This window comes from Streptomyces sp. SID13726, from assembly GCF_010548375.1.
Classification (GTDB): domain Bacteria; phylum Actinomycetota; class Actinomycetes; order Streptomycetales; family Streptomycetaceae; genus Streptomyces.
The window spans coordinates 713,626-726,831 of sequence record NZ_JAAGLY010000002.1 but is presented as its reverse complement, the minus strand read 5'-3'; the positions used below and the strand labels follow the sequence as shown (position 1 = coordinate 726,831).

Here is a 13,206-nt window from a genome sequence, read left to right as displayed (position 1 = left end):
GCGGGGCCGCCCGCCCGCCCCGGCACCTCCGAACTCCCGCCCCTCGAACCACCCCTTAGGGCACACGTGAAACTCCTCATCACCTCCGTCGCCGACGACTCCGCCGGACGCCAGGACGTGCTGCTCAGCGCCTCCGGCGGTACGCCCGTCGAGGACGTCGCCGCACATCTGGCCCGGCTGCGCGCCGACGAGACCGGCACCACCGCGCCGGCGCCGACCGCCTACCTCGGCCAGGACCACCTCGCGCCCGGCACCCCGCTGGCCGCCACCGGACTCATGGACGGCGCCGTCGTCGCCCTCGGCGCCCCGCGACCGCCCGCCGTCACCCCCTACGGCCCCGAGCGCGACGCGATGGCGCAGCCGCACCGGCCCGACCACGCACCCGTCGTCGAACTCCAGGTCGTCGGCGGCCCCGACGCCGGCCGGGTCCACCCGCTCGGCCTCGGCACCCACGGCATCGGCCCGCTGGAGGGCGCCGCCGTCCCGCTGGAAGGCCCTGGCATGCCCAGCGAGGGCATCCGCGTGACCGTACGCCCCGACGGCTCCGCCGTGGTCGAACTCCCCGAGAGCGGCGCCGCCCGGCTCTCCCTGCCCGAACCGCCCGAGCACCGGGGCAGGCCCGACGTACCGCTGCTGCCCCTCGTGGAGCAGGACGAGGAGGGCGACGAGGAGCCCTCGGCCGAAGAACCGCCTCCCGGCTGGGCGCTGTGGGCCGTGGGCGCGGAGCTGTCCGTCGGCGAGTACCTGCTGCGGCTGGCCGAACCGACGCCCAGGGACGCCGCCGTGGTGCCGTCCGAGGGCGGCGGGGGACTGGACTACAACCGGCCGCCGCGCATCCTGCCCCACCTCGCGCCCGAGCGGTTCCGGCTGCCGGGACCGCCCGACCCGCCCGGACGCCGGCCGATCCCGCTCCTCGTGGCGCTCGCCCCGATGCTGTTCGGCGTCGTCATGGTGCTGGTCTGGAACTCGTACTACTACTTGATCTTCATGTTCCTGTCGCCGGTCCTGCTGGCGGCCAACTACTTCAGCGGGCGCCGCCAGCAGCGCAAGGACTACGAGGAGAAGTCCGCCGTCTACCGCAGGCGCCGCGCCGCCCTGGAGGAGGACGTCCGCGAGAAGGTCGCCACCGAGCGCCGGCTGCGCACCGAGAGCGCGCCCGACCCCGCGGTCGCCGGACTGTGGGCCGTCGGACCGGGCCGCAGGCTGTGGGAGCGCCGCCGCGGCGACCCGGACCACCTGGCCCTGCGCATCGGTACGGCCCCGCAACCCTCCCTGCTCGGCATCGACGACGCGGCCCGCGAGGACAACCACACCTCCGTGCACTGGACGATCCCCGACGCCCCGGTCGGCGTCGACCTGGTCGAGTGCGGAGTCGTGGGCCTGGCCGGCGCGGGCGGACCGGTGCGGGCGCTGGCCCGCTGGATGACGGCCCAGGCCGCCGTCCTGCACACCCCGCGCGACCTGCGGATCGTCGTCCTCACCGACAAGGCCTCGCAGGACTCCTGGCACTGGACGCGCTGGCTCCCGCACTCCCGCGACGGCCTGCCCGGCACCCGCGGCGGCGCCGTCACCCTCATCGGCAACGACCCGGAGACGGTCGCCAACCGCGTCGCCGAACTGGTCTCCACCCTGCGCACCCGGCAGCGGGCCGCCGAGTCCACCATGAGCAAGGCGCTGCTGAGCGAACCGGACGTCCTGGTCGTCATGGACGGCGCCCGGCGGCTGCGGGACGTGCCCGGTGTGGTCTCGATCCTCAAGGAGGGCCCGGCGGTCCGGATCTTCCCGCTCTGCCTGGACCAGGAGGAGCGCCTGCTGCCCGAGGAGTGCACGGCCGTCGTCCGCCACGAGAACCACCGGCTGACCCTGCGCCGCACCGGCGAGCCCGAGATCCCCGACATCCGGCCCGATCTCGTCGAACCCGGCTGGTGCGAGCGCGTCGCCCGGGGCATCGCCCCGATCCGTGACGTCACCCCGGACGCCTCCGAGGGCCTGCCCACCGAGGTCGGCCTGCTCGACCTGCTGGGGCTGCCGGAGCCCACCCCCGAGCGGGTCGCGGCCCGCTGGGCGGACCGCCCGGCCTCCACCGCCGTGCTGCTGGGCTCCGGCTACGACGGCCCGGTCGCTTTCGACCTGGTCAAGGACGGCCCGCACGGCCTGGTCGCCGGCACCACCGGGTCCGGCAAGTCCGAACTGCTCCAGACCTTCGTGGGCTCCCTCGCCGCGGTCAACCGGCCCGACGAACTCACCTTCGTCCTGGTCGACTACAAGGGCGGCAGCGCCTTCAAGGACTGCGTCGAACTGCCGCACACCCTCGGCATGGTCACCGACCTCGACAGCCACCTCGTCCAGCGCGCGCTGACCTCGCTGTCGGCCGAACTGACCCGCCGCGAGCACCTCCTGGCCGAGGCGGGCGCCAAGGACCTGCCCGAGTACCAGGGCATGCGCCGGCGCACCCCCGACCTGGTGCCGATGCCTCGACTGGTCATCGTCATCGACGAGTTCGCCACCCTCTACCGGGAGATCCCCGACTTCATCCCCGGCCTGGTGAGCATCGCCCAGCGCGGCCGCTCCCTCGGCATCCACCTGATCCTGGCCACCCAGCGCCCGGCCGGCGTGGTCAACGGCGACATCCGCGCCAACACCAACCTGCGCATCGCCCTGCGGGTCACCGACCCGGTCGAGAGCCAGGACGTCATCGACACCAAGGACGCCGTCAGCATCTCCCCGGCCACCCCCGGCCGGGCGCTGGCCCGACTCGCGCACGGGACGGTCGTACCGTTCCAGACCGCGTACGCCGGCACCCCGCTGCCCGGCACGGAACCGTCCCCCCGGCCGGAGCGGCCCGCCGAGGAGTCCCGGATCCAGGGTATCGCCCTGAACTGGCAGCGACTCGGCCGAGCCCTCGGCGTCCCCGGCGCCGACGAACCGCAGCAGGCGGGCGACCGGGCCGAGGACGAGGGGCTGCCCACCGAGCTCAACGCCCTGGTGACGGCCGTGTCGCGGGCCGCGGAACTCGCCGACTGCGCCCCGCAGCCCAGCCCCTGGCTGGCACCCCTCGGCCAGGACGTCCTCATCGACGACCTGCCGCAGCCCGAGGAGACCGGCGGCGCCCGCCTCGCCCCCGTCTCCTGGGCGCTGTCCGACCTCCCCGAGGCACAGGCCCAGCTCCCGGTCCGGCTGGACCTGCCGGAGTTCGGCCACCTCTACGTCGTCGGCATCCCGCGCTCCGGGCGCTCCCAGGTCCTCAGGACCATGGCCGGCGCCCTGGCCCGCGGTCACTCCAGCGCCGACGTCCACCTCTACGGCATCGACTTCGCGGGCGGCGCGCTGTCCGCCCTCGGAGTGCTGCCGCACTGCGGCGCGGTCGTGCCGCGCGGTGACGTGGAACGCCTGGAGCGGCTGCTCGCCCGGCTCGACGCGGAGCTGGCACACCGTCAGGAACTCCTCACCGAGCACCACGCGAGCAACCTCACCGAACTGCGCGGGATCGTCGCCCCCGGCGCCCGCCCGGCCCACGTCCTGCTGTTCATCGACGGCTGGGACGCCCTGGTCGACCTCATCGCCGACCACAACGGCGGCCGGCAGATGGACCAGGTCAACCGCCTGCTGAGGGAAGGCGCCGCCGTCGGCCTGCACGTCGTCGCCACCTCCGAACGCGCCCTGCTGGCCGGCCGGGCCACCGCCCTCAACGACAACAAGCTGCTGCTCCGGCTCAACGACCGCTCCGACTACCACGCCGTCGGCAGACGCCCCCGGGACATCCCCGACGTCGTCCCGCCCGGCCGCGGCTGGAACTCCGACGGCGGCACCGAGATCCAGGTGGCCCTGCTCGCCCCCGGCGCCACCGGCCAGGACCAGGCCGAGGCGCTGCGCCGGATCGGCGCCGACGCCACCCGCCGGGACACGGGGATCGCCGCCGACCGCAGGCCCGCCCGGATCGGCGTACTGCCGGTGAAGGTGGCCTTCACGGAAGCGTACGAGAAGGTCAGCGAGGCCGAACGGCGCCCGATGTGGGGCCTGTTGGGACTCGGCGGCGACGAAGTGGCGCCCCTGGGCGTGGACTTCGCGGACGCCACCCCGGCCTTCGCGGTCGCGGGACCGCCCGGCTCCGGCCGCAGCACCGCCCTCGCCTCGCTCGCCGTCTCCCTGCTCGCCTCCGGCACCCGCCTGGTGATCCTGGCGCCCCGAGAGTCGCCGCTGCGTCTCCTCGGGAACCATCCGGGCGTACGGCTGCTCACCGAACCCGATCCCACGCCGGACGCGTTCACCGAGGCCCTGGAGGCGGGTTCGGGTCCCCGCGTGGTCGTGGTGGACGACGCCGATCTGTTCGTCCTCCCGGCGATCGACCAGAACCTGCGGTCCGTGGCCGAGTCCGGCAGGGACCGCGGTATCGGCATCGTCGTCTCGGCCACCGCGGAGACCATGGCGGGCGCGATGGGCTGGCTCAGCGCCCTCAAGCGTCACCGCAAGGGTGTCCTCCTCGGCCCGACGAGCGTCCTGGAGGGCGACTACATCGGCGCCCGTCTGACCCACGCCCATCTGCGCGGCCGCAAGCCGGGCCGGGGCCTGACCGTCGACCAGCGCACCGGCGAACTGATCAACGTGCAGATCCCGGAGACCGTGCTCGACGGCCCGGACGGGGCCGCCTGACAAAGCCTGACGAGGACAGACCGACACGGCAGCGCACGGCAGGGAGCCCTATACGCCGAACAGACCCGCCGCGTTGTCGTGGCACACCGCCCGCAGCCACTCCTCCCCGAGCCCCAGCCGCTCCAGCGCCCGGAGCTGATGCAGGTACGGGTAGGGGATGTTGGGGAAGTCGGTGCCCAGCAGGACGCGGTCACCGAGCGCGGCCAGCCGGGGCAGGGCCTGCCGAGGGAACGGCATGAACCCCTCGGTGAAGTCGGTGAACGCCATCGTCGTGTCCAGCCGCACCTCGTCGTACCGCTCGGCGAGGTCCAGGAACTCCTCGTACTCCGGCATGCCCATGTGCGCGACGACCAGCCGCAGCCGGGGGTGGCGCCTGAGCACCCGGGCGATGGGCTCGGGCCCGGTGTGCTTGCCGGGCGCGGGCCCCGAGCCGCAGTGCGTCACCACGGGGATCCCGGCCTCGGCCAGCACACCCCACGCCCCCTGGAGCCGCTCGTCGGCCGGGTCGTACGCCCCCACCTGCACATGCGCCTTGAACACCCGCGCCCCCGCCTCGACCGCCTCGCGCACGTACGTCTCGACGCCCTCCTCCGGGTAGAGCGTCGCGGTGTGCAGACAGTCGGGGGTGCGCCGGGCGAAGTCGACCGCCCAGGCGTTCAGCCAGGTGGCCATGCCGGGTTTGTGCGGGTAGAGCATCGAGGTGAAGGCGCGGACCCCGAACTCCCGCAGTACGGCCGTCCGTTCCGCCTCCGCCTTCCGGTACGTGATCGGCCACTCCAGCCCGCCGACCAGCGGCCCGTTGGTGTCGAAGTACTCCCAGACCTTGTGCAGCACCCGCTCGGGCATGAAGTGGGTGTGCACGTCGATCAGCCCGGGAAGCCCGAGCCCCGCCCAGAAACGCCGGACCTCACCGGCCTCCTCCGAGTCGCCGGCCGTGCCGTGGTGATCGTTCATACCGCCCACGATCGTCCCTGGCACGGGGACAGGGCGACCTTTCGCGCCGGAGCCGCGCTGAGGGATCCATCACACGGACCGGGAACCGGGCCGGGCGCGAGCGCGTGATCACCACCGCCTACCCTTCCTCTGTTCGAAACGCCCGAGGACGCGGGGCCGAGACGGGGGAAGCACATGACATACCGGCGCGCGGTGATACCGGCACTGGTCGGAGGCCTGCTGATCACGCTGTTGCTGTGGTGGGCGGGGGCGAGCGCGCAGGCACTCCAACTGCGCGGCTCCACCAGCGTGTTCGACATCGATTCCGTGAACGAGCTCCGGCGCTGGCTCACCCCTTGGGCGTACGACTCCCCGACGGCCTCGGTGTCCGACGTGGCCGCCGACGCGGGAACCGCGTCGGTGAGCGGCGCGACCCAGTACTCCGGTCTGTACAGCACCGCGATGCAGATCAGGTTCGTGGCACTGTTCGCGTTCTTCGTGGCCGGCGCGCTGCTCCTGGTGCGCAGGATCCCGCCGGCGCGGGGCCGCACCCCGGCCACCCTGCTGGCGCTGTGGGCGTGGGGCCCGGTGGCCGCCACCCTGGCCGTGACGGTCTCCGCGCCCTGGTTCATCGCCTCCCGGGGCCACGGCAGTTACCGCGTCCTGCCCCAGCTGGCCGGGGTGATCGAGTCCGGCGCACCGGTCTCGGTGTTCGCGGCCCTGCTGACCGCCCTGCTCACGGTCCTGATCGGGCGGATCGCCGCCAAGGGGGAGGAGACACCGCCCCGGGCGAGCGTGCCGGCGCCCGCCGCCCGCCTGGCCGCGAGCGTGGGCACCGCGGTCGTCGCGGTGTCGCTGGTGATCCTCTCCTACCAGTCGGTGGCGGCCTGGATCCAGACCTCCTTCAGCGGCGCGGGCCTGTTCTCCGAGCCCGGCGACCTGCTGCGCCAGTGGCTGCTCCTCGGCGTCTGGACGAGCCCGTCGAGCACACCGTTCGGCGACTGGCTGCTCTACCGGGCCGCCGACGCGCTGGTGCTGGCCGTGGTGTGGTGGTCGCTGCGCCTCCTGCCCGGCCTGCTCACCCGGACCACCGCCCCGGCGATGACGCTCGGCGCGGTCTGCGCGACCGTACTGGGGCTGCTGTCGAGCCAGATCCTGCACATGGCGATTGACGGCACGGCCGCCGTGTGGGGCCCGGTCCACCTCTTCTCCAACCTCGGCCAGGGCGTCCCCGCCGCCCTCACCTTCGGCGGCACGGCGGGCCTCGTGGCCTTCGCGACGCTACGGCTGACCGGGGGCCGCGGCACCGACGCGGCCCCGCGGTGAGAGCGGGCGCAGGGCACCCGGGCCGGGCTCAGTCCGTGCGCGCCGGAGGCGTGTAGAAGTCACCGACCGATGTCCAGACGCCGTTCTTCACCTCCACGCGCTGCACACTGCGCGTGCCGAGATGCTGACTCGCGCCGAACTTCATCACCGGTGACACCCCCGGGTCCACGGAGGACGCCTTCTGGTAGGCGGCGGTCAGGGACTGCGAGGTGACCGGGCCCTTGACGGTCTCGGCGATCTGGGCGAACACCTTCGCGTTGCTCCAGCCCCACAGCGCGAGGAAGCCGGCGTCCTGACCGGGTTCGTACTTGGCCATCGCGGTCCGGAACTCCTTCACCGCGGGGTCCGGGTCCGAGGGCGCCTTCACCAGCTGCACGGCCTTGAGGCCCTCGGCGGCGTCCTTGGCGAGGGAAACGGTCGACTCGGCGGCCACCGGCGCGTAGGCGTAGGTGGGCAGCGAGACCCCCTGGAGCTTGGCCTCCTTGAGGAAGGCGGCCGCTTCCGGGGAGGTGAGGATCAGGATCACCGCCTGCGGTTTCGCCGCCTTCACCTTGCTGATCACCGGGGTGTAGTCGGTGGTCTGGTACTTCACCGGCAGCCGGTCCACCTCGACCGAGGGGTCCACCTTCTTCGCGACCGGGCCCACCTGCTCGGCCACGTTCACGAACGCGGCCGGGTCGCTGTGCACGACGAGGATCTTCTTCGCGCCGTCCTGCACCGCCCACGCGGCGATCGCCGCGGCCTGGTCCTCGTAGAGGGTCTGGGTGCCGAACAGACCGGGGCGCGGCGGCTTGTACCAGTTCTCGCTGCCGCCCACCTCGTTGAGGACCGGCACCTTGGACTGGTTGAGGACGAACGGGAAGGCGGCCTCCGCCTGGGAGGTGCCGTTCGCGTTGACGATGGCCACGACCTTGTCCTGGCCCACGAGTTCCCGCGCGATCTGCACGGTCTGCTGCGGGTCGGCCGCGTTGTCCTTGACGGTCCAGCGGACCTTGCGGCCGTTGATGCCGCCCTGGGCGTTGAGCATCTTGAAGTAGGCGTCGGCGCCCGCCTTCTGGGGCACGCCGTACGAGGCGGTGGCACCGGTCAGGGGGAGCCACGCGCCGATGCGGATCTCGGAGGAGCCGCCGGCGGCCCCCGAAGAGTCCTGGTCGGCGCAGGCGTTGGCGGTCAGCGCCACGACGGCCAGGACGGCCGTCGTCCCCGCGGCGCGGCGGAATCTACTCATTGTCCGGAACACGGTCCACCTCGTTCACAACGGGATTTCCAGCAACAGTTCTTGACGGGTTCTCAGGTCACCTGGGAGGTCCGGGCGGCGGCCCCCGCGGTCGTGGCGGACGCGTGACCGCCGCTGAAGTACGCCGCTTCCGCCAGGGCCGCGAACTCCGCGTCCCCGGGCCGCCCCTGGGCCGCCACGACACCCTCGTGCAGCACGGCCACCTCGTGGCAGACGGACATCGCGCGGCTGAGCAGCTGTTCCAGCAGGACGACCGTCAGGCCGTCGTGGGCCAGCCTCGCCAGCCGGTCGTAGACCTCGTCGACCAGCGCGGGGGCGAGACCGAGCGCCGGTTCGTCGACGATCAGGACGTCCGGCCCGACGATGAGCGCCCGGGCGATGGCGAGCATCTGCTGCTCACCGCCGGACAGCCCGCCGGCGGAGGCGGACATCCGGTCGCGCAGCCGCGGCGGCAGCCACTGCACGGTCTCCGCCATCCGCTCCCGCAACGCAGTCCCGCTGATCCCGGCCGCGTACGCCGCGACCTCCAGGTTCTCGCGCAGCGACAGCGTCTTGAACAGGGCCCGCCCCTCGGGCGCCAGGCTGGTGCGGACCGCCCCGCCCGTCTCCCGGTCGCCGCGGGCCGGGGCGAGCGAGCCGTGCAGGATGCCGGCCAGCGTGCTCTTGCCCGCCCCGTTGGCCCCGGCGATGCCCAGCACGACCCCCTGGCGCACATCCAGGTCGACGTCGCGCAGGGCCACCACCCCGCCGTACGTGTGGCCGACGCCGTGCAGCCGGATCATGCTCCGCTCGCCCACGTGCTCGGGCGGCCGGGTCCTGCCGTCGACCGTGCCCAGGTACGACGACCGCACCTTCGGGTCCGCCAGGACGGTGTCCGGGGTGCCCTCGCCGATCGTGCGGCCGAAGTCGAAGGCGAGCACCCGGTGGGCGACGGAGAACAGGTCGTCGAGGACGTGGTCGATGACCACCACGGCCGTGCCGCCGGCGTGCAGCCGCCTGATGTGCCCCGCCAGCAGCGCCCGTTCACCCGAGTCGAGCCCGCCGAACGGCTCGTCCAGCACCAGCAGCCGCGGCTCCCCGGCCATCGCGCGGGCCAGGTCGAGACGCTTCTGGAGGCCGAACGGCAGCTCGCCGGGGCGGCGTTCGGCCACCTCCGCGAGTCCGACGGAGCTCAGCAGCCGTGCCACCTCGGCCCGGTCCTTGGCGGTGATCCGGCGCCGGGTGCACAACACGTTCTCCGCGACGGTGAGTTCGGAGAACACCTCCGCGTGCTGGAAGGTGCGCCCGATGCCCAGCCGGCTCCGCGCGGTCGCCCGCGCCGCCAGCAGGGACCGGCCACCGAACTCGGCGGTGCCGCTGACCCTGCCGTTGCCGGTCAGCCCCGACAGCGCGTTCAACAGGGTCGTCTTTCCGGCCCCGTTGGGCCCGATCACCGCCAGGACCTCGTTCTGCCTGAGCGACAGCGAGGCGTCCTCCAGCGCCTTGAGCCCGCCGTACGACACCGACACGTGCTCCAGCTTCAGCAGCACCGGCCCGCCGACCTCCGGGGCCGCATCGGCCGGTGGCCCGCTCGGCGACTCGGCCGCGGGCAGGGGGAGTTCGGTGTCGGTCCGGCGCAGCACGCGCCGCAGGAGGCTCCGTGCGGGCCTGGCGAGGAACGGCACCACGCCACCGGGCAGGAAGAGGAGCCCGCAGATCAGGACGAGGCCCTGCACGACCGGCTGGGGCAGTCCGACGGCCGACGACAGGGACGGGTTCCATGTCAGGTAGACACCGCCGGCCACGGCGCCGACGACGGTGCCGACCCCGCCGAGCACACAGGCCGCGATCAGCGAGATGCCGAAGGTCAGCGAGAACGGGTCCGGGCTGACGAACCCGGTGAGCAGCCCGAGCAGCACGCCCGCGAAGCAGGTGCACGCCCCGCTCACCGCGAACGACAGCGACGACTGGGCCTCCGGCGCGATGCCGATCGTACGGGCCGCCAAGGGGTGCGACTTGGCGGCCACCAGCCGCATCCGCAGCCCCGAGGCGGCGGCCGGCACGGCCAGCGCGAGCACGACGGCCGCGGCCCCGACCGCGAGGTACTGCGACTCGGTGCTGCCGCCCAGGAGCGTGCCCAGCCCCAGCGCGCTGCGCAGCTGGATCACCGGCACGCCCTGGTCACCGCCGGTCACGCTGGACCAGCGGTTGATCAGCTCCAGGGTGACCGTGGTGAAGGCGAGGGTCAGCAGCGCGATGTACAGCACCGAGAACCTGGCACCGGCGTACCCGAGGAAGGCGCCCAGGGCGGCCCCGGTGGCGACGGCGCCGAGGACCACCGTCTCCAGCGCCCAGTCGTGACCGCTGCCGTACGCCGCGAAGTAGGCGCCGATGGCGAAGAACGCGGGGTGGCCCACCGACCAGATGCCGGACCAGCCGGCCAGCAGGCCGACCGACAGCACGACGATCGTGTACACGGCCGCGAGCCCCACCGAGTACATCTGGTACGCGGGGATCGCGCCGGAGGCCATGAACGCCATGAGCACCGCGCCGGCGGCCGGGCCCAGGGCGGCCCGCGCCAGGAGGGAACGGTTGAAGATCATGGATGCGACCCCTCAGACCCGTTGGAAGGTGCGGGTGCCGAACATGCCCTGCGGACGGATCAGCAGCACCAGCACGGTGAACGAGAACACGAACGTGTCCCGGAAGCTCGCGGAGACGTAGTTCGCCGCGAGGTTGTCCAGGACGCCGATGGTCAGCCCGCCGAGGACGGCGCCGTACATGCTGGTCAGGCCGCCCAGGAAGATCCCGGCGAAGGCCCGGAACAGGGGCGCGACCAGCGCGGTGGGCACCAGCCCGGACCGCGGGGCGTACAGACAGGCGGCGAGTGCGGCGAGGCCCAGGCCCAGCGCCCACGAGATCCGGGCCAGGCGCTGGGCGCTCAGCCCGAGCACCCGGGCGGTGTCCGCGGACTCGGCAACGGCGCGCATGGCCGAGCCGAGCGTGGTGCGGGCGAAGAGATATCCCACCAGTGCCATCGCGACGGCGGCGACGGCGATCGTCAACAGGCTCTGGACCGGTACCGCGGCGCCCGAGAAGCGCACGGTCCCGTCGACCAGGCTGGGGAAGGCCTTGGGCTGGTCGCCCCAGATCGAGCCCGCCGCGCTCTCCGCGATCAGGGACACGCCCATCGTCACGACGAGCGCGGAGAACAACTGGCCCTGTCCGAGCGGCCGGATCACCGTCTCCCGCACCAGCAGGCCCGCCGCCACGGTGATCGCGACGGCGGCGAGGATGCCGAGCACCGTGGCCACTCCGCGGTCGTGCAGCGAGACCGCCACGTACAGGCCCAGGGTCGCGAGCGACGCCATCGCGAAGTTCACGACGTCCGTGGCCCGGTAGATGATGACCAGCCCGAGACCCATGAGGCCGTACACGGCTCCACTGGCCACTCCGCTGACCAGGACAAGCAGGAACTGACTCACAGTCCCTCCCTAGGGGAAGGGCGCGTTCGCGCCACACGTGCAAGCGGCATGATCACCTCACGGGCCGCAGAGTTAAAGTGAACTCAATTCAGTAAGCTAGGCACTCGGCTGCCGGACGGGCAAGCCTCGTGCACGGGTTTTGTGGTGAGCGACCGATCCGGGTTCAGTGCGCGGGAGCCGTCGGTGACCCGGCGAGCGCGGTGCGTGCCGCCGCCAGCCCGAAGACCAGGGCGGGGGCGAGCCCGCCCGCGTAGGCGCGCCGGTACAGCCCGCCCGCGTCCGCCCCGGCCGCGAGCAGACCGGGCACCGGGCCGGTTCCGTCGCCGCCCGCGGACAGCACGCGCGCCTGTGTGTCGATCAGCAGGCCCGCGAAGGTGAAGGTGATCGCCGGGGCCGCCTCGACCACGTAGTACGGCGGCTCGTCGAGGGGCTGCCGGTCGAGCAGCCGGCCGGGCGCCGTCGTACCGCCCGCCCCGACGCCGGCGTTGAACTCCCGGACCCGGTCGCGGATCGTCGCACCGGGATAGCCCCACTCCTCGGGCATCGACGCGAAGGCCTCCAGGCTGTCCGCCACCGCGCTGCGGGCACCCGCGCGATGGCACAGCTGGAACTTGTCCACGCCGGGGATGCCCGCCACGTACGAGGCGCTGATCCACTCGCGGTGCACCCGCGCGTCGGCGACCAGCAGACCCCGCGCCTCCGGTCGTTCGAGCAGCGCCATCGTCGTCAGATGGTCCCCGAGCGTCTCGTCGGCGAAGCGCTCGCCCGTCGTGTCGAACAGGAGGGCGTGCTCGCTGTAGTAGAGCGCCAGGTCGACGAAGCGCGCGGGGTCGGCCAGGGAGACGCCCGCCGGCATCAGATGGCCGTAGAACCCCGCGTCCTTCTTCCTGAACGCGGCGCCGGCGGTCCGGCCGAGCGCGAGCCCGTCGCCGCGGCTGTGCGGGTTGGCGCGCAGGCCGATCTCCGCCGCCTGCGGGTGGACGTGCTCGGCGCGCAGCCCCGGATCGCCCTGGAACCCGCCGGTCGCGAGAAGGGTCCAGGTGGCCTCGATCCGGCGCGCCGAGCCGTCGGGAAGCACGCAGTCCGCGCCTTTGACCACGCCGTTCTCCGTCACGAGGGAACGGGTCCAGGTGTCGGTGAGGACCTCCTGGCCGCGGTCGCGGATCAGCCGCTCGCAGGTGTCGAGGTAGTGGTTCGTGTCGACCTGGTGCCCGCGCCCGAAGCCGAGCACCGGCACCGGCGGCCTGCACTCCACCCCGAGCGACCCGATCCACGCCACGCCGTCGCCGAATCCGTCCACCAGGGCGGCGTCGGGGTCGGGGTCGCCGTCCGGGTTGACCCGGCGCAGCTCCTCGACGGTGGGGGCCGTCCACACGAAACCGGCGAAGCGCGCGGAGCCGCCGGTGCGTTCCGCCTTCTCCACCAGCACCACCGAGCCGCCCCGGGCGGCCACCCGGGCGGCGGCCGTCAGTCCGGCCATGCCGCCGCCGATCACCAGCAGATCCACAGTCTCCGCGTCCATAGCGGGTCCCACCGCCTTCGTGTCGCCGAATGTCCCCCGACGCTAATTGAACTCACTTCTGGAGTCGAGAGGAT

Annotated in this window: 7 protein-coding genes; 2 read left to right on the top strand and 5 right to left on the bottom strand. The window is 73.3% G+C overall.

The genetic code is table 11. From position 1 onward, the window contains the following. Nucleotides 1-66: 66 nt before the first annotated feature. The gene (locus G3I78_RS07175; protein ID WP_343243665.1) at nucleotides 67-4,650 is read left to right on the top strand and encodes an FtsK/SpoIIIE domain-containing protein; all 4,584 of its coding nucleotides are present in this window, start codon (nucleotides 67-69) and stop codon (nucleotides 4,648-4,650) included. A 48-nt stretch (nucleotides 4,651-4,698) separates the two neighbouring features. Here G3I78_RS07175 and G3I78_RS07170 read toward each other — a convergent pair whose 3' ends face one another. Then, nucleotides 4,699-5,604: an amidohydrolase family protein gene (locus G3I78_RS07170; protein WP_164421936.1), complete on the bottom strand. Its 906-nt coding sequence runs from the start codon at nucleotides 5,602-5,604 to the stop codon at nucleotides 4,699-4,701. 174 nt (nucleotides 5,605-5,778) lie between these two features. Between G3I78_RS07170 and G3I78_RS07165 the strand changes: the two genes are divergently transcribed. Next, the gene (locus G3I78_RS07165; RefSeq protein ID WP_164421935.1) at nucleotides 5,779-6,909 is read left to right on the top strand and encodes a hypothetical protein; all 1,131 of its coding nucleotides are present in this window, start codon (nucleotides 5,779-5,781) and stop codon (nucleotides 6,907-6,909) included. 28 nt (nucleotides 6,910-6,937) lie between these two features. Here the strand turns inward: G3I78_RS07165 and G3I78_RS07160 are convergent, their stop codons facing one another. The 4 genes from G3I78_RS07160 to G3I78_RS07145 all read right to left on the bottom strand — a co-directional run bounded on the left by G3I78_RS07160 (nucleotide 6,938) and on the right by G3I78_RS07145 (nucleotide 13,132). Then, nucleotides 6,938-8,137 (bottom strand): ABC transporter substrate-binding protein, encoded by a 1,200-nt coding sequence (locus tag G3I78_RS07160; protein WP_164421934.1) that lies wholly within the window; start codon nucleotides 8,135-8,137, stop codon nucleotides 6,938-6,940. A gap of 62 nt (nucleotides 8,138-8,199) precedes the next feature. Beyond that, on the bottom strand, nucleotides 8,200-10,728 hold the full coding sequence (locus G3I78_RS07155; protein WP_164421933.1) for an ATP-binding cassette domain-containing protein: 2,529 nt from the start codon (nucleotides 10,726-10,728) through the stop codon (nucleotides 8,200-8,202). 12 nt (nucleotides 10,729-10,740) lie between these two features. Beyond that, on the bottom strand, nucleotides 10,741-11,610 hold the full coding sequence (locus tag G3I78_RS07150; protein WP_164421932.1) for a branched-chain amino acid ABC transporter permease: 870 nt from the start codon (nucleotides 11,608-11,610) through the stop codon (nucleotides 10,741-10,743). A 163-nt stretch (nucleotides 11,611-11,773) separates the two neighbouring features. Continuing rightward, nucleotides 11,774-13,132, bottom strand: coding sequence for an FAD-dependent oxidoreductase (locus G3I78_RS07145; RefSeq protein ID WP_164421931.1), 1,359 nt, complete (start codon nucleotides 13,130-13,132; stop codon nucleotides 11,774-11,776). Nucleotides 13,133-13,206 lie beyond the last annotated feature (74 nt).